20 protein-coding genes are annotated in these 23,168 nt (G+C 53.0%); 9 read left to right on the plus strand and 11 right to left on the minus strand.

Translation table 11 applies throughout. The features are described from left to right. Positions 1–51: 51 nt before the first annotated feature. Together dmul_RS05300 and dmul_RS05305 are read left to right on the plus strand one after the other, a co-directional pair. Complete coding sequence (locus dmul_RS05300) at positions 52–1,359, plus strand: phenylacetate--CoA ligase family protein (RefSeq protein WP_020877037.1); 1,308 nt, start codon at positions 52–54, stop codon at positions 1,357–1,359. A 27-nt stretch (positions 1,360–1,386) separates the two neighbouring features. Further along, positions 1,387–2,691, plus strand: a complete 1,305-nt coding sequence (locus dmul_RS05305) for an aminopeptidase P N-terminal domain-containing protein (RefSeq protein WP_020877038.1) — start codon at positions 1,387–1,389, stop codon at positions 2,689–2,691. A 30-nt stretch (positions 2,692–2,721) separates the two neighbouring features. Here dmul_RS05305 and dmul_RS21325 read toward each other — a convergent pair whose 3' ends face one another. After that, positions 2,722–3,195: a hypothetical protein gene (locus tag dmul_RS21325; RefSeq protein WP_153302748.1), complete on the minus strand. Its 474-nt coding sequence runs from the start codon at positions 3,193–3,195 to the stop codon at positions 2,722–2,724. 183 nt (positions 3,196–3,378) lie between these two features. Here dmul_RS21325 and dmul_RS05315 point away from each other — a divergent pair, with 183 nt between their 5' ends. The 7 genes from dmul_RS05315 (at position 3,379) to dmul_RS20595 (ending at position 14,459) form a co-directional block, all read left to right on the plus strand. Continuing rightward, positions 3,379–4,707, plus strand: coding sequence for an aminotransferase class I/II-fold pyridoxal phosphate-dependent enzyme (locus tag dmul_RS05315; protein ID WP_020877040.1), 1,329 nt, complete (start codon positions 3,379–3,381; stop codon positions 4,705–4,707). A 41-nt stretch (positions 4,708–4,748) separates the two neighbouring features. Next, the gene (locus dmul_RS05320) at positions 4,749–6,563 is read left to right on the plus strand and encodes a chloride channel protein (protein WP_020877041.1); all 1,815 of its coding nucleotides are present in this window, start codon (positions 4,749–4,751) and stop codon (positions 6,561–6,563) included. Continuing rightward, entirely contained in the window at positions 6,560–7,219 is a 660-nt protein-coding gene (locus tag dmul_RS05325; RefSeq protein ID WP_020877042.1) for a lactate utilization protein, read from the plus strand. The genes dmul_RS05320 and dmul_RS05325 overlap by 4 nt, the downstream gene beginning before the upstream one ends. 490 nt (positions 7,220–7,709) lie before the next feature. Next, positions 7,710–9,614, plus strand: a complete 1,905-nt coding sequence (locus dmul_RS05330) for a propionyl-CoA synthetase (protein WP_020877043.1) — start codon at positions 7,710–7,712, stop codon at positions 9,612–9,614. 616 nt (positions 9,615–10,230) lie between these two features. Beyond that, on the plus strand, positions 10,231–12,138 hold the full coding sequence (locus dmul_RS05335) for a propionyl-CoA synthetase (protein ID WP_020877044.1): 1,908 nt from the start codon (positions 10,231–10,233) through the stop codon (positions 12,136–12,138). Positions 12,139–12,518: 380 nt separating this feature from the next. Then, positions 12,519–13,433 (plus strand): HpcH/HpaI aldolase/citrate lyase family protein, encoded by a 915-nt coding sequence (locus dmul_RS05340; RefSeq protein WP_020877045.1) that lies wholly within the window; start codon positions 12,519–12,521, stop codon positions 13,431–13,433. Between the two features lie 324 nt (positions 13,434–13,757). Continuing rightward, entirely contained in the window at positions 13,758–14,459 is a 702-nt protein-coding gene (locus dmul_RS20595; RefSeq protein WP_020877046.1) for a cytochrome c3 family protein, read from the plus strand. Between the two features lie 121 nt (positions 14,460–14,580). On the opposite strand, the gene dmul_RS05350 is transcribed toward dmul_RS20595, so the two are convergent. The 10 genes from dmul_RS05350 to dmul_RS05395 all read right to left on the minus strand — a co-directional run bounded on the left by dmul_RS05350 (position 14,581) and on the right by dmul_RS05395 (position 23,072). After that, positions 14,581–15,420 carry an aminotransferase class IV gene (locus tag dmul_RS05350; RefSeq protein ID WP_020877047.1) on the minus strand — a complete coding sequence of 280 codons (840 nt, stop codon included), beginning with the start codon at positions 15,418–15,420 and terminating at the stop codon, positions 14,581–14,583. A 285-nt stretch (positions 15,421–15,705) separates the two neighbouring features. Then, positions 15,706–16,803 carry a hypothetical protein gene (locus dmul_RS05355; protein WP_020877048.1) on the minus strand — a complete coding sequence of 366 codons (1,098 nt, stop codon included), beginning with the start codon at positions 16,801–16,803 and terminating at the stop codon, positions 15,706–15,708. A 38-nt stretch (positions 16,804–16,841) separates the two neighbouring features. Beyond that, positions 16,842–17,531, minus strand: a complete 690-nt coding sequence (locus dmul_RS05360) for a DVU0298 family protein (protein WP_020877049.1) — start codon at positions 17,529–17,531, stop codon at positions 16,842–16,844. A gap of 73 nt (positions 17,532–17,604) precedes the next feature. Continuing rightward, complete coding sequence (locus tag dmul_RS05365) at positions 17,605–17,952, minus strand: DsrE family protein (protein WP_020877050.1); 348 nt, start codon at positions 17,950–17,952, stop codon at positions 17,605–17,607. 48 nt (positions 17,953–18,000) lie between these two features. After that, entirely contained in the window at positions 18,001–18,189 is a 189-nt protein-coding gene (locus tag dmul_RS05370; protein ID WP_020877051.1) for a ferredoxin, read from the minus strand. Continuing rightward, entirely contained in the window at positions 18,186–19,385 is a 1,200-nt protein-coding gene (locus dmul_RS05375) for an FprA family A-type flavoprotein (protein ID WP_020877052.1), read from the minus strand. The genes dmul_RS05370 and dmul_RS05375 overlap by 4 nt, the downstream gene beginning before the upstream one ends. 141 nt (positions 19,386–19,526) lie before the next feature. Next, positions 19,527–19,688 (minus strand): rubredoxin, encoded by a 162-nt coding sequence (gene rd, locus dmul_RS05380; protein ID WP_020877053.1) that lies wholly within the window; start codon positions 19,686–19,688, stop codon positions 19,527–19,529. 41 nt (positions 19,689–19,729) lie between these two features. Continuing rightward, the gene (locus dmul_RS05385; RefSeq protein WP_020877054.1) at positions 19,730–20,701 is read right to left on the minus strand and encodes an NAD(P)H-dependent oxidoreductase; all 972 of its coding nucleotides are present in this window, start codon (positions 20,699–20,701) and stop codon (positions 19,730–19,732) included. A 23-nt stretch (positions 20,702–20,724) separates the two neighbouring features. Next, positions 20,725–21,753: a cytochrome d ubiquinol oxidase subunit II gene (gene cydB / locus dmul_RS05390; RefSeq protein ID WP_020877055.1), complete on the minus strand. Its 1,029-nt coding sequence runs from the start codon at positions 21,751–21,753 to the stop codon at positions 20,725–20,727. 2 nt (positions 21,754–21,755) lie between these two features. Continuing rightward, entirely contained in the window at positions 21,756–23,072 is a 1,317-nt protein-coding gene (locus dmul_RS05395) for a cytochrome ubiquinol oxidase subunit I (protein ID WP_020877056.1), read from the minus strand. Positions 23,073–23,168: the final 96 nt, after the last annotated feature.

A 23,168-nucleotide genomic window follows, 5' to 3' on the forward strand; every position in this document is an offset into this window, starting at 1 on the left:
GATGCCATAGAACAACGACATTTTTTTAGACCCCTCGAAACGGGAGACATCATGCCGAGACAACGCTTTATGCCCAAATTCAATACTGAAGCGGAGCTTCTGAATCACCAGCTCTCGGGTTTGAAATGGACCGTGGCCCATGCCTACAGCGGATCACCAGTCTATCGGGCCAAACTGGCTGCTGCAGGAGTGGCACCGCAGGACATTCAATCGCTTACGGATATTCGAAAACTGCCGTTTACCGATGCGGAGGATCTCAAGGACGGCTATCCTTTCCCCCTGCGCGCCGTGCCCTTCGAAAAAATCGTCCGGATTCACTCGAGCAGCGGCACCACCGGTCGGCGCAAAAACCTTTGCTATACCCAAAAGGATATAGACGACTGGGTCCATTTTTTTGCCAGAGCTTACGAGATGGCCGGGGTTACCCCTGAAGACCGGGTTCAGATCGCCGTCGGTTACGGCGTATGGACCGCCGGTGTGGGATTTCAACTGGCCTGCGAAAAGCTGGGCGCCATGGCGTTGCCTGTAGGGCCCGGTAATGTGGATCTCCAGTGCCAGTTCCTGGTGGACATGCAGAGTACCGTACTTTGCTGCACGGCTTCCATGGGGCTTTTGATGGCTGAGGAGGCGAAGCGTCGGGGTCTCGCTCGGAAGATTAATCTCAAGAAGGTGATCTATGGTTCCGAACGATCGTCGGTTTCCATGCGCAAGAAGATTTCCGAACTTTTCAACGGTGCCGAGCTTTTCGACATCACCGGATTGACGGAGCTCTATGGGCCGGGGACGGGCATTGAGTGCCCGGATCACGACTGCATTCACTACTGGGCGGATTATTACATCCTGGAGATCGTCGATCCCCACACCCTGACACCCGTTCCCGACGGCGAATGGGGGGAGATGGTGGTGACGACTCTCTGCAAAGAGGCCGTCCCCCTGATCCGATATCGAACCCACGATATCACCCGAATCATTCCCGGGCCGTGTACGTGTGGATCGATAATGCCGCGGCACTCACGCATCTCGGGCAGAACGGACGACATGTTTATCTTCCGGGCGGTCAACATCTACCCTTCTACTATTGACGCCATCATTTCAGATGTTTCAGGACTGGGGTCCGAATACCAAATCCATCTGTCCCGGGACGCCTCCGAGCGCGGGGTGATGCATCTCATCGTGGAACGGGCGGACGGCGTTCACGACCGCCGTTCCGAGGATCTTGCCGTCGAAGTGCAGCAGCGAATTAGGAAAAAGGTTCTGGTGACGCCGTCGGTGGAAATTGTCGCGTATGGGACGCTTCCTCGATCGGAACGCAAGAGCTGCAGGGTTTTTGACACCCGGATTCAGGATCCCATTGTGTAGGGAACGTCAGTGACAGGAAAACGAGACATGCGATATATGCCCATTGACAGCGATCTTTTTGTTCAAAATCGAGTCGCTTTTGCAAAGGCGTTGAAACCGAGGTCCGTTGCGGTGTTCAATTCAAATGACGTACCGCCCAAAAGTGCCGACGGCGTTCGACGATTTGTCCAGCATACCGATATCTTTTACCTGTCCGGCATCGACCAGGAGGCGTCTACCCTGGTGATCTGTCCGGATGCGTCCGAAGAAAAACATCGGGAGATTCTTTTTATCCGGGAAACCAATGAACGGATCGCTCTTTGGGAGGGGCCGAAGCACACACAGGAAGAGGCTCGTGAGATTTCGGGTATCCGGACGGTTTACTGGGCATCCCAGTTTGAGTCGGTATTCCGCGACCTCGTGCTGTCGTCGGACCGTATCTATCTCAACACCAACGAGCATCTTCGGGCCGATGTGTCGGTGGAAACCCGGGACGACCGGTTTCTGAAATGGTGTAAGGCGGTCTATCCCCTTCACCGCTATGAACGGTCCGCACCCATTATGCATCGACTGCGAGCGGTGAAGTCACCCATTGAGAGAGCGCTGATCCAAAAGGCTTGCGATATTACGGGGGCGGCGTTCAGACGGGTGATGGGATTTATCCGGCCGGGTGTGTGGGAGTTCGAGATAGAGGCGGAAATCTATCATGAGTTCATGAAAAACCGGTCTCGGGGCCCGGCTTATGAACCCATCGTCGCGTCGGGCAAAAATGCCTGCATCCTGCATTACGTCAGAAACGACCGATTGTGTAAGGCCGGTGATTTGGTGCTGATGGATTTTGGGGCTGAATATGCCAACTACGCCGCAGACCTCACCCGTACAGTTCCGGTTAACGGACGCTTTACCCCAAGACAGCGAGCCGTATATGACGCGGTGCTTCGGGTTCAACGCTCGGCGATTCGGATGCTGACGCCCGGCAACACACTGAAGGCTTATCACAAGGCCGTCGGAGGTCTCATGGAGCAGGAGTTGATCGGCCTCGGTCTCCTCGATGACGCCGATGTCAAAGGCCAGGATGAAAATGCCCCCCTTTACCGTACCTATTTCATGCACGGGACCTCCCATCATCTCGGATTGGACGTCCATGACTACGGGGATGCTTCCCGTGTCTTTGAACCGGGCATGGTGTTGACCTGCGAGCCCGGCATTTATATCCGGGAGGAAGGCATCGGCGTTCGTACTGAAAACGACATTCTTATCACCGATGATGGGCCGGTCGACTTGATGAGCGATATACCTGTAGAAGCGGATGAGATCGAGTCGCTTATGGCCGACGGCATGAGGGGAAACTGAAATTTTAATTGACAAAAATTTCGGGATGATTTATCGTACCAAATTACGAAAGAAAAGTCTGAAATTAAACACTTCGGGTTTTTCTTGAAGTCCAAGTACATAAGGAGAAATTAAGAGATGATCTGCACCACTGTAAGAAAAGGGTATGACTGCCCTTTCATGACTGCAAAGGGATGTTCCTACAACGGCGGCGCCTGCGTAGAAGCTGTTGAAGCATGCAAGGGATGTTCCCGTATTATTGAGCTCGAGACCGGTTGGTACTGCAGCGCTTTTCCGGAACCGGCGCTGAAGTGGAAAAACGGTATCTGTAACATGGCGACACATGTCAAGGCTGGAGAAATGTCCGCTCAGGCAAAGATAAACCCGTTGAAGGCCTCCAAACGCGCGCGTCGCGGGAAATAAGATATCGATTTCATATCGCCCTCCATGCCCCGCCCGTAGCAAGGGCGGGGCTTTTATACCTGCCGATTCCTTTTTATTCTTGATATTTTTCTCTTTAACCATTAAACAAAATCTTTCCGGCCCCTAATGGTTTTCGGTCCCACTCTTTCCGATATTCCACAGACTACTTCACCAGATAGTCCTGTCGCGGATGAGATGAAGAAACGCTCAACGGAGATGAGAAGTGCCGAACGAAACTCATGAAGTGACGTAGTAGCTATCCTTGATTATGGAGGAACAGGTGAGATGAGCGTCAATCCCATCGCACAAGAATTGAATGCAACCATCAAACACGGCAACTCCAACCTGATGGAGATGTTGTCCAAAACCGGACGCCGGCTCTTTTTCCCCAAGGGTATTCTGACCCAGAGCGCCGAAGCCAGGGAGAAAGCCGATCAGCGTTTCAACGCCACCATCGGCATTGCCACCGAACACCTCGACACCATGTACCTGCCTTCGGTCATGGACTATCTCAACCACGAGAAGATCAAGGCTCGGGAATCTCTGACCTACGCGCCCTCCTTTGGCCTGCCTGAGTTACGTCAACGCTGGAAAGAGGCGATGTACGAAAAGAATCCCTCGCTGGCGGGGAAGACCATCAGTCTGCCCGTGGTGACCAACGGTATCACCCACGGAATCAGCATTTTCGCTGATATGTTTCTCGATCCGGACGATGTCGTCATCTTTCCCGACAAGATGTGGGGCAACAACCATCTTGTCATGGCTGTGAGGCGGGACGCCGTTATCTGCAACTATCCCATGTTTGGTGACGGCGGCGGATTCAATCTCAAGGGATTTGAAGCGCGTGTTCGAGAAGAAGCCGAAAACAACTATAAGGTTGTGGTTTTTCTTAATTTCCCCAATAATCCGACAGGGTATACCATCAATGCGACGGAGGCGGACGCTATCGTCGATATCCTCACCGATATCGCCGAGGGGGGCACCAATATCATCGCCGTTACCGACGACGCCTATTTTGGTCTTCGCTACGAGGAAGAACCCATCAAGGAGTCACTGTTCGCGAGACTCTCCGAAAAGCACGCCCGTCTGCTGGCGGTAAAACTTGACGGCGCCACCAAGGAAATGTTTGTCTGGGGCCTTCGGATCGGATTCATCACTTATGGTACAAAGGTGATGAAGGGGGCGGCGGAGCCGTTTTACGAGGCGTTGGAAAAAAAGACTGCCGGGTGTGTCCGCGGATCGATCTCCAGTGCCAGCCACATTGGACAGCGATTGGTCCTGAAGGCCATGTCTTCTCCCCGGTTCCGGGAGGAACGGGATGCCAAAGTCGAAATTTTAAAGCGGCGGGCCAACCGGGTCAAGCAACTTCTTGCTGGGAGCCGATACAATGATGCCTGGGATGTTTATCCATTCAACTCGGGATATTTCATGTGTATCCGCCTCAAGACCGTCGAAGCCGAGGCGCTCCGCCGCCACTTGCTCGACCGGTATCAGGTCGGGACCATCGCTACCGGGAAGCATGACCTGAGAATCGCCTTCTCTTCCGTGGATGAAGAAAACATCGAAGCCTTGTTCGACGCTATTTATCGGGCGGCCAAGGATCTGGCCGGCTAGAAAAACGGCGCTGCCGAGTTCTCGGCAACCGGACACCTGACATGGGATTTTCAAGGATAAACCAACATTCCGGCAAACTCGCCCATGCCGGTAAGTGGACGCTTTATTTCATGGTGATCGGCATCATCGCCGGCTTGGGCGCTGTCGTTTTCCACTATCTCTGCCATATAGGCGTTCATTATTTCATGGATATGGTCGCCGGTTATCGCCCGCCCCAACCCGCCGGGGAGCATCCTCTATTTTCGCCCACAGAACGTTCCTTCAACCGGTGGCTGCTCCTTTTCCTCCCCGCTTTCGGCGGACTTTTGAGCGGTTGGCTGGTCTATACCTTTGCTCCCGAAGCCGAAGGTCACGGAACCGATGCGGCCATCGACGCTTACCACAACAAAGGCGGGTTTATCCGGAGCCGTGTTCCCGTGATCAAAACCGTCGCCTCGGCCATTACCCTGACCACCGGAGGATCCGGCGGCCGCGAAGGCCCAATCGCCCAGATCGGTGCGGGTTTCGGGTCGTTTCTGGCAACCACTCTGAAGCTCTCGGACCGTGAACGGCGAATCATGATGGCTGCGGGCATCGGGGCTGGCGTCGGCAGCATTTTCAGAGCCCCCCTGGCCGGTGCACTCTTCGCTGCGGAGGTTCTCTACAAGGATCCGGAATTCGAGTCGGATGTCATTATTCCAGCAGGCATATCTTCAGTGGTGGCCTACTGCCTTTTCTGTCTCGTTTTTGGCTGGGGATCTCTGTTCGACGCGCCCGATTTTCAATTCCGGAACCCCCTTGAGATCGGCCCCTATGTGGTGTTGGCGCTGGTCCTTGCGGCCACGGGCATTTTTTACATCAAATCCTTTTACGGCATTACGAAGCTGTTCAAGCGAATCCGGATTCCCAACCACCTGAAGCCCTGTATTGGAGGGCTTTGCACCGGTTGTATCGGATTTTATTTTCCCTACACACTGGCTTTCGGCTACGGTTATGTGCAGGAGACGTTGAACACGGTTGGCGCCATCCACGAGACAGGGATCTGGTTTCTGCTGACTCTGGCCGTGGGCAAGATAATGACCACATCCTTTTCCATCGGGTCGGGTGGAAGCGGCGGCGTTTTTGGCCCTTCGGTCGTGGTGGGGGGCGCCATGGGCGGGGTTGTAGGCAAAATCTTTCATGACGTCATGCCCACCATCGTCACCGAACCCGGTGCTTATGTGATTGTCGGGATGGCCGGCTTTTTTACCGCCGTTTCCAACGCACCCATTTCAACCATCATTTTTGTGAGCGAAATGACCAATTCCTACCACCTGTTGATGCCCAGCCTCCTGGTATGCTCGGTGGCGTATCTTGCCTGCAGGCGGTGGACGATATACGAGAAACAGGTCAAGAGCAGGATCGAATCGCCCGCCCACCAGGGTGAGTTTTTCGTTGATATTTTGCAGCAATTTCGTGTCAAGGATTTGATGTCGAGGGTCCGGAAGGTGAATATGATTCCCCAGGACATGAGCTTCAGGGAGTTCAAACGCTATTTCTCTGAAACTAAACAGCATTATTTTCCTGTCATGGATGAGAACAAGCGGTTGATCGGCATTTTTTCGAGCACCGACATTCGGAGCGTACTCTTCTCGGAGGGGCTTGAGCACCTGATTCTGATGAAGGATCTGGCCACGGCGGGCGTCATCGTGACGTATCCTTCGGACGACCTGAATTCCGTCCTCCAGAAATTTACCGTAAAGAACATCGACAGTCTTCCGGTGGTGAGTGATGATGATCACGGCATCATCGTTGGCATGATCAACCGGCGCGAGGTGATCGCGTTTTACAACGAAAATATCAATACCATGAAAGAGAACAGGGGAACGGAAAAGTGAGCGATGGATCGACAGCGGAAAGCCGATACCGGAAATGGCTCAATGAAAAGATCGGTGAGCGGTGCATTCACAATCTCAAAAAAAACGGGTTTGACGCCTACTGGACAGTTTCGACAATGGCAGCCCGACAGCTGGCTCTGGACCTGACGGCAGGATTTCAAACCTTCGGGTTTGGCGGGTCGGCCACCATCCGGGCGCTGGACCTGCCCAGGGCCATTGCGGCGTTGGGAAAAACCGTTTATGACCATTGGGACCCGCCAAAGCACATGACCGATCGCGAAATCCGCCTCAAGCAGGGGCGTTGCGATTGCTTTTTCTGTAGTGCCAACGCGATCTCGGTTACCGGGGAAATCGTCAACGTTGACGGGGTGGGAAACCGAACCAATGCAATGACCTTCGGGTGTCCAAAGGTCGTGATCATTGCCGGTGTCAACAAAGTGACCCCAACCCTTGACGCCGCGCTGGCAAGGATTCGCGATGTTGCAGCCCCCATGCGGGCGAGGAGCCTGGATAAGCCGACCCCTTGTGCCGAAACCGGGCGATGCACCGACTGCCGTTCACCCCAGCGAATTTGCCGTATCACAACCATCCTTCACCGGAAACCCATGATGACCGATGTGACGGTTATCCTTGTCGATGAATCTCTGGGGTTCTGACGGCAAGCGGCTCCATCCGAAAAATATCGAACCTGTCAATCCAGCGATCCATTGCAGAGGGGTATAGCGCCCTTACCGGATTCTGCCATTTCCCTACCAAATATTTTTGTCGGTCAAATATATTACTCAACTTCCACTTTCATGAGCCGTATGCTCCCGGCACCTCTATCCGATCACCATCATGAAAGTCGAAAGTTGAGTTATTAGAATTCCAGTTGATTGTCGTCGTATCGCAACAGCGTCTTCGATACCTTTTTATGTTCATGCACTATATGACATTCATTTTATTAAGCTTGACACATAGAATAATTTTCTATTATAGATTGTTTCTAATTAAATCCAACCGAATCGAGTTGAGATGTGTCCGTACCGAAAGTTCATTCGCGTTGCGGTCGCACGCGTTGGAGATGTCGAGAAGGTCTGCGCAAAAAGAGGTGTTTCTGTTCAGAGGTTCCAAAGACGTAACCGTTCAAGATGAGGAGTGGAGAATATGACCAATTTATACGATGAGGCCTACCAGAAATCATTGAAGGATCCTGAAGGGTTTTGGGGGAAAGCCGCGGAAGACTGTCATTGGTACAAGAAATGGGACAAGGTCCTGGACGACTCCAATAAACCGTTCTACCGATGGTTCGTCGGCGGAGAAATCAATACCTGTTACAATGCACTCGATTTTCATGTCGACAACGGACGGGGGGATCAGCCCGCACTGATCTATGACAGTCCCGTGACGAACACCATCAAGAAATACACCTATCGCCAACTCCGGGACGAGGTAGCGAAGTTTGCGGGTGTTCTGGCGGGGCAGGGCGTTATAAAAGGGGACCGCGTCATTATCTACATGCCGATGATTCCCGAAGCGGCCATTGCCATGCTGGCTTGTGCCCGCATCGGTGCCGTTCATTCCGTGGTGTTCGGGGGCTTTGCATCCAAAGAACTCGCCACCCGAATCCAGGACGCCAAGCCCAAAGTCATGGTATCGGCCTCATGCGGCATCGAAGTTCAGCGGGTTATCAAGTATAAACCCCTTCTGGACGAGGCCATCAACATCTCCAGCCACAAGCCGGAGAAATGTATCATATTCCAACGTCCGATGGAAACCGCTTCCCTGATCGAGGGACGGGACCTGGACTGGAACGCGGCGATGGCGGATGCCAAGCCGGTGGACTGCATTCCCTTAGCCGCTACGGATCCTTTGTACATTCTTTATACTTCGGGAACCACCGGACAGCCCAAAGGCGTGGTGCGGGACAATGGGGGCCATGTGGTCGCCCTGAAGTGGACCATGAAAAACATTTATGATGTGGATGCGGGTGATGTTTACTGGGCCGCCTCGGACGTCGGATGGGTTGTAGGTCATTCCTACATCGTTTACGGCCCTCTGTTCAAGGGATGCACGACCATCCTGTTCGAGGGGAAACCGGTTGGTACGCCGGATGCGGGCGTCTTCTGGAGGGTTATCTCGGAGCACGGCGTCAAGTCCCTTTTTACCGCACCGACGGCGTTTCGGGCTATCAAGCGGGATGACCCCAAAGGAGAATTGATCAAAAAATATGATCTTTCCAATTTTAAGATCCTCTTTTTGGCGGGCGAGCGCTCGGATCCGGATACCATAAAGTGGTCCGAGGACAATCTCAAGGTTCCGGTCATCGACCACTGGTGGCAAACTGAAACCGGTTGGGCCATTTGCGCAAATTGCATGGGGCTGCATCGATTTCCCGTAAAATACGGCTCGCCGACGAAGGCGGTGCCGGGCTGGAATGTTCAGGTCGTCGACCCGGATTGCAAGCAGATCGGTCCGGGAGAAATCGGGGCACTGGTCGTCAAACTGCCCTTGCCGCCTGGCGCACTTCCAACATTATATCAGAATGATGCGCGTTACAAGGAGTCTTACCTGGATGAATTTCCGGGGTATTACAAAACTGCCGATGCCGGGTATATCGACGAAGAGGGCTATGTCTACGTCATGTCCCGAACCGACGATATCATCAACGTCGCGGGTCATCGCCTTTCCACCGGGGCCATGGAGGAGGTCCTATCCGACCATCCGGATGTGGCGGAGTGTGCGGTTCTGGGCGTGGAAGACAAGCTCAAGGGGCAGGTGCCGGTGGGATTTCTGGTCCTGAAGGCAGGCGTGTCAAAATCCCATGACGACATCGTCAAGGAGGTGGTTCAGATGGTGCGGGATCGCATCGGACCCGTGGCTGCCTTCAAAACTGCAACCGTGGTCAAGCGATTACCCAAAACCCGTTCCGGCAAAATTTTAAGGGGCACCATTCAGAAGATAGCCGACAACCAGGAATACAAAGTCCCTGCGACGATTGATGATCCGTCGATTCTCGCTGAGATGGAAGAGGCTTTGAAATCCATCGGTCTCGCCGGTGCGCGAAAATAACGAATCGGGCGGTTTCTTTTGCGGCGCGGTGTCGATCATGGCAGTAAAATGAACTTGCATTCCCTTACACGACAATAATTCCATCATGGATGCCGGAGAAATAGTTTTTCTCCGGCATCTCGATTTTAGAGCATCCTTCCTTTGCAATCCCACCCTGCCGATCCTATCGGCAGAAGAATTTCCTATCCCGACATCACTTCTTTCAGGGGGAATGCGGCTGCGGCCGATTCTTCCCGAACGTCCCAAGACGTTCAGAATGGCGCCTGCAAAGGGGTTATCATAACTGAACGCTCAAATCGTTCTATGAACATCATTCAAAAAAATAATTTGACAAATAATACGGTTTCTAGTTAAATTGTGACCCATAATAATGATTGAGCGTTCGTTCAGAATAAAGCCCAACACAGGGAGAGATGTGATCGGTATATCGATTTTCGGCGAATAACAGCAGTGAGAAAATCGTTATTTTTTGATGTTTAATTAAAGACTGAGCGCTCGTTTTTTTTTAGCTGCACAAATTGCCGGCGCGGAAGTTCCGCGAATTTCAAACAGTATCGTTCCGGTGAGTGACAGCAAAAACAGCAGTTCATGCAATTCAGCAAAGGGAGACTGAGGTATGACCAATCTGTACGATGAAGCGTATCGACAATCGATTCAAGATCCTGAGACGTTTTGGGGTAACGCGGCAGAGGACATTCATTGGTACAAAAAATACGAAAAGGTGTTGGATGACTCCAAAAAGCCTATGTATCGGTGGTTTGCGGGCGGAGAACTGAACACCTGCTATAATGCTTTGGATGTTCACATCGACAGGGGTCGAGGAGACAGGGTAGCGCTCATTTACGACAGTCCGGTCACCCAGACTATAAAAAAGTATACCTACAGGGACCTGAGAGACGAGGTGGCCAAATTCGCCGGTGTTTTGGTTGAGCAGGGAGTGGTTAAGGGCGATCGCGTCGTCATCTACATGCCCATGATCCCTGAAGCGGCTGTCGCCATGCTGGCCTGCGCCCGTATCGGTGCGATTCATTCCGTGGTCTTTGGAGGATTTGCAGCCAAGGAACTCGCCACGCGCATCAACGATGCGACCCCCAAGGTCATCGTGTCGGCTTCTTGCGGCATCGAGGTCACTCGCGTCATAAAATACAAGCCGCTTCTGGACGAAGCCATCTCACTTTCCGCCGTGAAACCCGAAAAGTGCATCATTTTTCAGCGTCCCCAGGAAATCGCTGCCTTGACACCGGGTCGCGATATCGACTGGGCTGCCGCTATGACCAATGCCCAGCCCGTCGACTGTGTCCCCGTGGCCGCGACAGATCCCCTTTACATCCTTTACACCTCCGGCACTACGGGTCAGCCCAAAGGTGTCGTTCGAGACAACGGTGGGCATGCGGTTGCCTTGAAATGGACCATGAAGGCGATTTACGATATCGATGAAGACGACGTCTGGTGGGCGGCATCGGATGTCGGCTGGGTCGTCGGTCACTCCTACATCGTTTATGCGCCGCTGTTCAAGGGGTGTACATCGGTTTTTTTTGAGGGAAAACCCGTCGGTACTCCGGATGCCGGGGTTTTCTGGCGGGTCATTTCGCAGCATCGGGTCAAATGCATGTTCACCGCACCCACCGCCTATCGTGCCATCAAGCGGGAGGATCCCAAAGGACTTCTCGTGAAAGACTACGACATGTCCTCCTTCAAGATTCTTTTCCTGGCTGGAGAGCGATCCGATCCGGATACCATTCAATGGTCTGAAAAAAATTTGAACGTACCGGTCATCGACCACTGGTGGCAAACGGAAACGGGTTGGGCCATTGCTGCAAACTGCATGGGATTGCACCATTTTCCGGTAAAATATGGATCGCCGACCAAAGGGGTTCCGGGTTGGGACGTCCAGGCCCTCGACGAGTCCTGCAACCAGATGGCTCCAGGGGAGATCGGCGCATTGTCGGTCAAACTGCCGTTGCCTCCGGGCACGCTTACGACGCTTTGGCAGAACGATAGGCGCTTCGTCGAGTCTTATATGGAAGAGTATCCCGGGTATTACAAGACCGCTGATGCGGGGTATATCGATGATGAGGGATATGTGTATGTCATGTCCCGAACGGACGATATCATCAATGTCGCGGGGCATCGCCTTTCAACAGGCGCCATGGAAGAGGTCCTGGCCGATCATCCGGAGGTTGCCGAATGCGCAGTCCTGGGGGTGGCGGACAACCTGAAGGGACAGATTCCCATCGGCTTTCTGGTGCTGAATGCCGGTGTCGAAAGGAGCCATGACGAGATTATCCGGGAGGTTGTTCAGATGGTTCGGGAACGCATCGGGCCCGTGGCGGCGTTCAAAAAAGCGACAGTGGTCAAGCGTCTTCCCAAGACACGCTCCGGAAAAATTTTGAGGGGGACCATCCAGAAAATCGCGGATAACCAGGATTACAACGTCCCGGCGACCATCGACGATCCCACAACCCTGGGGGAGATGGCCGAAGCGCTCTCCAAAATTGGTCTTGCGAAAGCGCGTCAAGCGTAAAATTTTCCGGGCGACATGGCAGTGAACGGGCCGCAGGAAGCCGCTCCGGCAAGCCCGTTCAACATCAGAAGGTCGGCACAAAATCACGGTGTGCCGACCTTTTTTGTCGATCGCTCCCGTTCTTGACAGATATCTGCATGTTATTTATTAACTTCGTGTGCCGCGCCATCCTGATCGTTCTGGACTCACCGCCTATCCGCCGGATTTACAGTCTCATCGGAGACGCAAAAGGCCCTTGACAGGTATCGCGGCATTGATATGGAAAATGCCGAATCGGCAAAGGTTGAGGCAGATGTGTTGCTCACGATCCTGTTTCCGCCGTTACAATCGTTTATACCCGACCGTCTCGTTACTGAAGCGTTGGGAGAGAGGAGCCATCTATGAAACCAAGGCGTTCCGTTTTGTCTGTTCCGGGCCATGTGGAAAAAATGCATCTGAAAGCCGGTCAAAGCAATGCCGATGTGGTTATGCTCGACCTGGAGGACAGTGTTCCCCTGGACCAGAAGGAAATCGCTCGATCCCAGGTGATTCGTTCGCTTCGGACAAACGATTGGAAAGAGAAAGTGGTGACGGTTCGCATCAACGGCCTCGATACGCCATATGGGTACCGTGACCTTTTGTCGGTGCTGGAGGACGCCGGCAATCGGGTGGATGCCGTGGTCGTTCCCAAGGTGAACACGGCGGGCGACATTCACTTTGTGGATCGGATGATGACGGGCATCGAAATGGCCGGGATGCTTTCCCGACCTATCGCGATCGAGGCTTCCATAGAGACGGCACAAGGATTGCAGAACGTTCGGGAGATCGCTGCCGCCAGTGAGCGAACGATTAGTCTGGTGTTCGGTATTGCCGACTATTCCGCTTCCGTAGGTGCCAGATTGGTATCGATATCCGGGCACGGCGAAAAGGAGGCGGAAATTTATCCGGGACATCGGTGGCATTTCGCTTTGAGTCGGATCATCATGACCGCCAAGGCTAACGGTCTCATGGTCATCGATGCACCTTATGGAAATTTCAAGGATCCTGACGGTCTCGCGCGTTCGGCCGCCATGGCCTGTGCTATTGGATGCAACGGTAAATGGGCAATTCATCCGGGGCAGGTTGAAGAAATCAACCGCGTATTTACGCCTTCCCTGGAGGATATTCAACTTGCTGTGAAGGTTTTGGATGCTATTGCCGACGCTTCCTCTCATGGACGGGGCGCCGTGGCTGTCGAAGGCCGAATGGTAGACCAGGCAACGGCTCGGCTTGCAGGTCAGCTTTATGAACAAGCCAAGTATTTAAAATTACTGTAGTCAATTTCCGTGATTCGAAATGAAGCTTTCGCTTCTGTGATGGGGAGCGGGTACCCTCAATTAACGGAAGTGCTTTCTTCCGGTGTCGTCCCGGACCTCGGCTACAGGGTATGACGCCCTTTTCCACCATGTTTTTCGCTCCTGTAAAGGCCCTGCTGCGGCGTGATAAAGTTTTTGACAAACAAGGGGTTTTATAATAGATATACGTCTTCAAACAAGCAGAAGTTTTGCCCCTAGATGGTATGGAATAATTTTATAACCAAAGGATGGCGGTCGAGACGGAAGCCCGGGCAGAGGCCGCACGAAAAAGGAGGAGGCTTTTAGATGGATAGGAAGACGTTGGCGCTAATATTGACCGAGGTTGTTTTGGTTGTTGCCCTGGTTGTGGTGGTTGCGATGGATTTTAATTCAAAACCCCAGGCCGAAATTGCGACGGCTCCTGTTGCCGAGGAAGCAACGACAGCCGATGCGGATGAGGGGAAAACCGAGGAATCGGTTGCCGAAACCGTGGTGGCAAAAGCCGAGGAGGCTGCTGAAGCGGCGCCCGCTGAAAAGGCCGAAGCAAAAGAAGAAAAGCCGGCCGAGGAAGCGGCCGGCGAGGAGAAGGCGGCCGAGAAGGTTGCAGCCCCGGCCCCGGCTGCCGGAGGCGCGGTCGCCGATGTCATCCCCTTGGAAAATCCCGCATATGCCAAGCACACCAAGGGCATTGTCCAGTTTACCCACAAGAAACACTACACAGACTACAAGATTGGCTGTGGGGAATGTCATCATGATGAGAATGCCGAGCCGCTGAACGACCTGAAGGAAGGTGATGCAGTCCAAGGATGTATCGAATGTCATCCCAAGGCCAGCAAAGCCCCGATCCCCAAAAAAGGTGAGCCGAAACTGTCGGATTCCGAAAAAATGGAGTACCATGCCGAGGCCCTCCATGCCAATTGCATCGACTGCCACAAAGAGCACAATAAAAAGAACAACACCAAGGCGGCACCGACGAGCTGCACCACGTGCCATCCCAAAACGAAATAAGCATTTTCTTGCCTTGCAAAAGCTGCTCTCAGGCGGACACGCCTGGGAGCAGGCCTATCCTATGATCCTTTCCACCCCATGGGTCATCACTGCTTTTTAATTCGCCGCAGGTCCTGATTTCCTATTTTTGAGACTGTTTCCTGGCCGAGATGTAGCGTGCCACTTCGGTTGCAAATTCATGAATGATCTTTTTAATGATGGGTTTTCGGGCCGAATCGAAAGTCATGTCGTTGATGGCTGCGACCGGAAGCACATCGACGGTCGTACCGGTGATAAAGGCGCCTTCGAGATCATGAAGCTCGGTTTGGTTGATGCACTTCTCGACCACGGTAATTTCGCTGGTCCGACAGATGGCCATTACCTTCTGGCGGGTCACCCCCAGCAGGACGCGACCACCCGGTGGTGTCAGGAGGTGTTGTCCTTTCAGGAAAAATAAATTGGATCGGCTTCCTTCGGTAATGTCGCCGCCGTCGTCCAGAAGGAGCGCCTCATAGGCGAACGCCTCCCTGAGAGCGGTGCGGACCCGATCCCTGAAGGAATCCTTGATGGTCTTGACGTTGGGCGTCTCCCTTTCCCCGGGGAAGAGGATGGTTCGGATCCCCTTCCTGTAAGCCTCTTCGCCCGGATGTTCGGTTCGGATAAAATAGATGAGGAGGCGGTGCTTTTCCATTTCGCGGGTCAGAACGATTTTGACGTTGACCTGTCCGCAATCGTTGGCGCGGATCAATCGGATGATATCCGACAGGATTTCCGTTTCGGAGAGCGCGACATTGACCCTGGAGAGATGAATGGATTGCTTCAAACGGGCCATATGTTCTTCAAAAAATATGGGAACTCCGTCGATGATCTTGATGACTTCATACAGAGATTCCCCGGTCAGGTGATGGAAAGCCTCAATGGCTGACGTCGACATTAAGGTATGATCGACGATATGGTAATCACAGATGGCTTCGCGTTTCATCTATTTCTTTCCATAGGTTGTGTTTTTATCATCAGTCTGTATTCAATAAAGCTCAATGAGGGATGATATCCCGGATATGTCCATGTGGCCTGCAAAAGTGTACCGCACTTATGCCACTCATGGAGACCCTGAGGCGCCATGTGGCGTGTGTTTTTCAAGACGAATGCTGTCGCATTTTTCACGAATGAAAGATTTCGGCAAGTCGGCGTACGTCACGACACAATCCAAGGAGGAGGGAACCCGGGCTTTCGAGAGCGTTTCTGAGAGGCGTTTTAGTCCGGATGATCAGCCTTTCGGCGGAGGAGCCGATTTTTTCGCCGATGTCAGTCGGCGAAGGAGGTAAAAAATCAGTGTCAGAACCGTGGCCAGAACAACCCAAAACATGAGCATCGGGCCGGTCTGCTGGATCACCGTGAGGTCCCTGATGGTGAAGTAAGGGTTGAGGTAGGCGGTCCTTACAAGATCCCGAATGAGGATCATGTCGGCGATCAGCAGTGTGACGCTTACCGCAGCAGCCCGAACATTGACGGTGATGCCGTAGTAGACAGTCTGGATGACGAGGCCTATACCGAAGATAAAGACGGCCGTATGCAGGAGGCTGCTGCCCATAAAAAGATTGAGGATTTCTTCCGGCAGGCTCATTTGAAACCAGAATCCCACCAGAATCTGTGCCAGGGTTGCCCCGGTGAACCATCCCATGCCCAGGCGGATGTTTTGGTCTACCGTCGATGGGCCGTCTTCGGTCCGGCCGGTTTTTTTCTTGAACGTCCAGACGATGGCGATAAACAACCCGCCAATGGCGATGGACGCGATCATGAAATGCAGGTAGCGAGGAAAAAGTGTCCTATCCTTTAGATTCAGTAGAAAGCCGTCGGGACGGTCGAAGTAGCTGGGCCATGAGGCTGGATTGAGCATCAAGGTCATATTATTGGATAGCGTGAACCCGATGATCAGGAGCATCAATACCGCGGAACCAAGGAAAAAACGCCGGAATCCGGTCGAGAGGATATCAAATCTCATTTTGTGGTAGTAGATGTTGGTGTAGGCGAGAATGAGCAGACCGACGGCCAGGATCCAGAAAACCGCCATGAGGGTTGAGCTGACATAAATGAATTGGCCGTAAAGGAGCTGTATGACAAGAAGGGGGGCTACCCCCATGTTAACGGCAAGAGCCACAATGACGGGGAGCTTTCGTGCGACATCTTTCTGAAGGGGAAGAGCGTCTCTCTTTTTCAAGCCCGATATCAGAGCGATCACACCGGTACCGACCATCATGTTCACCAACAGAATATGGATCATAAAAAAAATGTCCAGCAGCACCCGAAACATCATACCCGGGGCGGGAATTGGGTCGGGGGTTGGAATGAGCTCGAATGGGTTCATGTGGCAACTCCTGAACGTTGATGCCTTGAATGTGTCGGTTATAACGCTTTGTCGGCAAGATCGGCAACAGTGCAATCGACGATGTTGCCGTCAAGGTAGATTGTTAGAGATGCGTTATCATCGGCAAGGGGTTTTATCAAGGCTTTTGTAGGGGCATCGGCAATTGGGGTCAACGCCCATGCGGCAAGACCCCGATGAAAGGAATCGGCGGAAGCCAGAAACGGCGTAATGTACGGTGCGGCGTACTCAACGAGACCGGAACGGGCATGGGCGAGTCGACCGATGCCCCAGAGAAGACCGCGCTGAAGAATGGGATGTTCCAGAAAATTGCCGTCCGTCATGACATAGGAAATCAGAATCCGATGATATTCCTCGGCCAGCCGACGATTTCGTGCGGTGATGTCGCCCATGGCTTCCGGGCACCCCCATCCGATGCCGCCTGATTCGTCATTGAGTTGCCACATCATTCGGCGGATAACGACTCTGGCCGATTCGACGGCCCCGCTGTCCGCCATTTCCGATACCACGATACCCATGGCAGATATGGCCCGCCAGAATACGATATCGTTACCGAAAAAAAAGGAAAAAAGAGGGCCGATGACCTGTCGATGGGGATAGCGTCGGATGCCCTCAACGGCGTTATCGAAACGCTTTTCGCGTAACAGCTCCGAGATCTCCTTTTTGAGTGTTCGACTACCGATTCGACTACCGATTTTTTTCGCTGCCATGGAACCTGCCTTAAAAAGCCTTGTCGGCCCGAGTCTATCTGCGGCCGGGAATAGGATATGAGATCATCACCTTTTAAAAGGTGATGATCTCATATCCGTCTTTTTGGAAACGGGCCATGCCGGGATGGCCGTTCATGTCGTTGAGCAAGGGGAGATCTTGCGCCTTGGCGGCGTTCAACGTGCCCATTTTTCTGGAACAGGCTTCGCAGACGCCCCCCACCAGACCTGCGGTCCGAGCTTTTTCCCAGAGACCGTTCAAAGGATGATCCGCAGCTGCCAGGACAGGCGTCAAGCCCGTCGCGGCGCCCTCCACAATGATCAGGACGTCGTCGCCTCCCGATTTCATATCGAGAGCGTTCAAAAGGACGTGGGTGAAGCACATGGGGTCTCCGTTGAATACGAAAACAGCAATCTTTTTCATAGGCCAAAACCTCCTGATCGATAGTGACGAGGCTGTCCCAATGTCGGATTATTCTGTCCAGGAAATGCAGTCTTCAGGACAAAGGGCGATGGCCTCATCCACCTCGGCTTCGGGATAGAATTCAAGGTCCGCCACCTGAATAAAACCGAGATCGTTAAAACTGAAAACGGTCGGGCTTACCGCGATGCATGCCCCACATCCATTGCAGGCACTTAAATCTATTTCAGGTCTTCTCATGAGTGATTTCCGGAAGCCTTGACGGCCGCCGCAATCTGTCGGCCGAAGGCAACACATCTTTCTATTGCGTCGTTATCCGGGACGTATTGATGCTTAAGCCCCGGGGCGACCATATTGAATTTCATTCCGGCCAATTCCTTTTCCAGAATTTTGACGGATTCACCGCTCCATCCGAAGGAGCCGAAGGCTGCTCCAATCCTGTTTTGCGGTTTGAGTCCTTTCATATAGGTCAGAAAATCAGCCACTGTCGGAAAAATACCGTTGTTCAGGGTGGGGGAGCCCACCACTATCGCCCTGGCGTCACAGACCTCCGTCATGATGTCGCTGCGGTCGTGCTCCCGCAGTTTCATTGGACGAACATCGATGCCTTCGGCATGGAGACCGTCGGCGATCGAGAGGCCCATTTGCTCAGTGCTGTGCCACATGGTGTCGTAGACCACAACGGCTTTGTCATCCAGCTCCTCCTGGCGGCTCCATCGGGTGTAGGCATCGATGATACTTGACGGTTTTCGCCACATCACGCCGTGATCAGGGCAGATCATGCGGATATCCAGACCCATCTTGATCACTTTGTCAATCAGTTTCAGAATCAACGGCGCGTAAAGAAGAAGAATGTTGGCGAAATATTTTTTGGCATGAAACATGATCTTCTCGCCGACCCTATCGTCGAACTGTTCATGGCCGGCATAGTGTTGGCCAAATGCGTCACTGGAAAATAGAATTTTGTCCTCTTTGAGATAGGTGAACATGCTGTCCGGCCAGTGCAGCATTCTCGTCTCGATGAAGCTGTATGTCTTGTCCCCGAGCACGAGATCTTCTCCCTCCCGGATTTCCTGGAGATTGAAAGCGTCCACGAAGTGACGGGACAGATTTTTCTTCCCCATGTTGGAACAATATATGGGCTTGTCCCGACCGATCAAATTCATGACATGAGGCAAGGATCCACTGTGATCCATCTCCGTGTGGTTGCTGATGACAACGTCGATTTCAGACGGATCAACGATGCCGGCGATGTTTCTGAGAAACTGATCGGCGAAGTTTTTTTTGACCGTATCGATCAGGACGGTTTTTTCCCCGAGAACCAGAAACGCGTTGTAGCTGGTGCCCATGTGTGTCGAGTATCCGTGAAAATCCCGGATGGTCCAGTCGATGACGCCGACATCATAGACCCCTTTGGCAATTTGAACCGGTTTCATGCTTTTCCCTTGTGTGTGTTATGCGGTTTGATGAAACAGTGCAACGGAAAAAGGCAATGCCCTTGACACCGTTGGATTTGGCGAAAAGGGCATCTGAATCGATCTATAACACTTAAACGTGATAAACCGAAGGACTACAGGCTATTCTTCAACCTCAAAATCGCTTTTGCCTGCGCCGCAAATCGGACATTCCCAGTCATCCGGCACGTCCTCAAATGCCGTTCCGGGGGCGACGCCGTTGTCCGGATCGCCTTCCGCGGGATCGTAGACATAGCCGCAAATGGTGCATACGTATTTTTTCACTGATGCCTCCTGTTTGTTGTTTGAACGGTTAAATGTTACGGTTAGGTGTCCAACTGGTCGATCAGCTCCGAGACACGCTTTTCGGTTTCATCCCGGAGAATTCTTATGGAATCGATATCCTCTCCTTCCGGGTCTGGAAGGTCCCACGCGATTCTCGCCGCATCCGGTGTCGTCTCGATATCGTCACATCCCATGGTAACGATCATGTCAGGGCAGCCGGCCTCGACAGCCGCTTCGATGGATGCGGGAATCCGAAACCCCATGTCGATGCCCTTCTCGGCCATGACGTCTTCCACCAAGGGGTCGACCTTATCGGCAGGGTCTTTCCCGCCACACATCACTTCGATTTTGTCTCCACCCATCAATTGGGCGAACGCGGCGGCGATTTGACCTCTCGCGGCATTCCGGCGACTTGCAAAGAGAATTTTCTTGCGGCCCGTATAGGGCTTGAGCAGCTCGCCAACCGCTGCGGCCACATCATCGCGGACACCCGGATGGCGCGCCATGTCCCCCCGATGCTCGATCTGCCAGTAGTAGAGGCTCCCCGAATATTGAGCACCAACAGCGTCGAAAAAATATTTGGCCGTCAGGTCGACGCCCAGGAACAGGTTCTTGCCTTTGGTGGCGCCCTGACAAAGCATGAACCCGCGACGCATTCGCCGGTTGGGGTCGGTCAGCTTCAACCGGTAATTCCGCGCCCACAAGGTCTGCGAGCGGTCGATCAGGGCCTTGAGCTGAGCGGTGACATTATAAAAAAATACAGGAGATGCCGGTACCACCACATCCGCCTTCCGAAGCAAAGGATAAATCTCGGGACCCATGTCGTCCTTGATGGGGCAGAAACCCTTCCTCTCGCAGGTCGTGAACTCCTTGCAAGGTTCGATGTGTTTCCGGCAGACATCGACGATGTGGGTTTGAGCGCCGTATTTTTGAGCCTCTGTCATGAACAGTGACAACAAAAATTCGGTGTTGCTCTTTTTACGAGGGCTTCCCTGTAGTCCAAGTACGAACATCTTGAGGTTTCCTTTATCCTGGTTCAGTAAGCATCTTCTGCAGCAAGGTCCGCCTTTGTCACCTTCCCTTTGAAAAGATTGTAGGCCCAGATCTGATAGGCCAAAATGATGGGAATGAAAATGATGACCACGGTCAGCATGATCTTGAGCGTAAGGGGACTTGACGAGGCGTTCAGGGCTGTGATGTCGGCCGCCCTGTCCACGCTGGAAGGCAGCATGTTCGGAAACAGCCCGATGAGGCCGAAAAAGGTGCAGCAGATGATGGCCAGAGCCGATGAAAACCACGCGGTGAAATAGGCTTTTTTAATCAAAAACCACTTGACCTGAAGGAAAGCCGCAAGGTTGATCAGCACGAGCAGAAACAACACCGGGTTGGCATAATAGTTGTCGTAAAGTCGGGTTTCGAACCTGGTGGCGGTCAAAAAAAGGAGTGCAACCGCTATAAGTATCCACCAGAGGCCGTGGGCGGTGCGAACGGCCCGATCATGCAGGTCGCCGTCGGATTTGATGGATAGCCACAAAGCGCCGTGCTCCAGAAAAAGAAAGAGAAACAACAGACCGCCCAGAAGGCCGTAACCGTTCAGGAGGCTGAAAAGGTTGCCGTGGTAAATGCCTTCCGCATCGATGGGGATCCCTTTGAAGAAATTGGCGAAGGCCACCCCGAATAAAACCGCAGGGACAACACTCCCGAAAAATACACAGAAATCCCATACCTGGCGCCATATCACGTTTTCCACTTTCCCACGGAACTCCATTGCAACACCCCTGAGGATCAGTGCAAAGAGAATCAACATCAGCGCCGAGTAGAGCGCGGAAAACATGGTGGCGTAAAGAATGGGAAAAGCGGCGAAGGTGACCCCGCCCGCTGCGATCAGCCAGACCTCGTTGCCGTCCCACAGAGGTCCCATAGCATTGAGCATGACTCTTTTTTCGGTGTCGTTTTTAGCGAGAAACGGCATTAGCGTGCCGATGCCGAAATCAAAACCGTCGGTGACGAAAAAAATAGCCCACAGCAGCCCCCATAGAAAAAACCATGTAATCTGCAATTCCATGTTTACACCTCCTCTTCGACCGGTACCGGTCCTTTTTTAGCATTTTGCGCCATCAGATAGAAACCTGCGGCACCCAGAAGGCCGTATACGAGTATAAAACCCGCAAGAGATATGGCCACCTGGACCGGATCCACGGGAGAAGCGGCATCAGCCGTTTTCATCATGCCATAGACGATCCACGGCTGGCGACCCACTTCGGCCAGAATCCAGCCAAGCTCGTTGGCAACGTATGGCAACGGTATGGAAAACATGATGATTTTGAGGAAAAGAGGGAATTCGGTCAGGCGGTTGCGCACGAACAGCCCCACCAGCGTGATGAAGATAAAGTAGGTGCCGAGTCCCACCATTCCCTTGAATGCCAGGGAGGAAATGAATACGGGCGGCCGGTCTTCCTTGGGGAATTCCTTGAGACCCCGCACTTCCGCGTCGACATTTTTGAACGCTAGAAAACTGAGGAGGCCTGGAATCTTTCCAATTTCAATGAGGTTGGCTTCTTTCTCTTCGTCCGGAATGGAAAAGAGATAGACGGGGGCCTTGGGTTGCGTTTCCCAGAGGGTTTCCATGGCGGCGAGTTTTGCGGGCTGGACTTCGGCGACATGAGCGGCATGGAAATCCCCATGAACGACCACGAGGACGGCAGCGACGAAGCCGGTGAACAGGGCGATTTTAAAGGAGCGGGTGAAGAATTCCACCTGTTGTTTTTTCAGTAGATGGAACGCGCTGATGCCCATCACGAAGAAAGCGGTAAGAACAAAAGCGCCGGCGATGACGTGGAGGAAAATCATCCACCCAAACTTGTTGAGCACAACCTGAAGGAAACTCACCAACTCGGCGCGACCGTTTTGAATGTCAAATCCCACGGGATGCTGCATCCAGCCGTTGGCGATCAGTATCCATACCGCGGAAAGAGTAGACGCGCCCGCAATCAGCCACATGACGGTTGCATGGGCTTTTTTCGAGAGCTTCCGCCATCCGAAGACCCAGACGCCGATCATGGTGGACTCCAGAAAAAAGGCTGCGGTGGCTTCGATGGCCAGAAGAGAGCCGAACACATCACCAACATAGGCGGAATATCCGGACCAGTTGGTACCGAATTGAAATTCCAGGGTAATTCCTGTGACAACACCAACGGCGAAGTTGATCAGAAAAAGCTTTCCCCAGAACTTGGTCATGGCGAGATAGGTTTCGTCTCCGGTTCTGACGTACTGGGTCTCCATATAAGCCACGAGAGTGGAAAGGCCTATTGTCAGCGGGACAAACAGAAAGTGAAAGATGGTTGCGGCAGCGAACTGCAGGCGCGATAGCAGCACGACATCCATAGCTTCTCCTTAGGAAAGATCGAGAGGTTGGTTTTACAAAGGTATCCGCTTATCGGGTTCTTCCCCGACCATTCCCCAAACCGCCCCTGTCGGAGC

The organism is Desulfococcus multivorans (genome assembly GCF_001854245.1).
In the GTDB taxonomy this organism is placed as follows: Bacteria; Desulfobacterota; Desulfobacteria; order Desulfobacterales; family Desulfococcaceae; genus Desulfococcus; species Desulfococcus multivorans.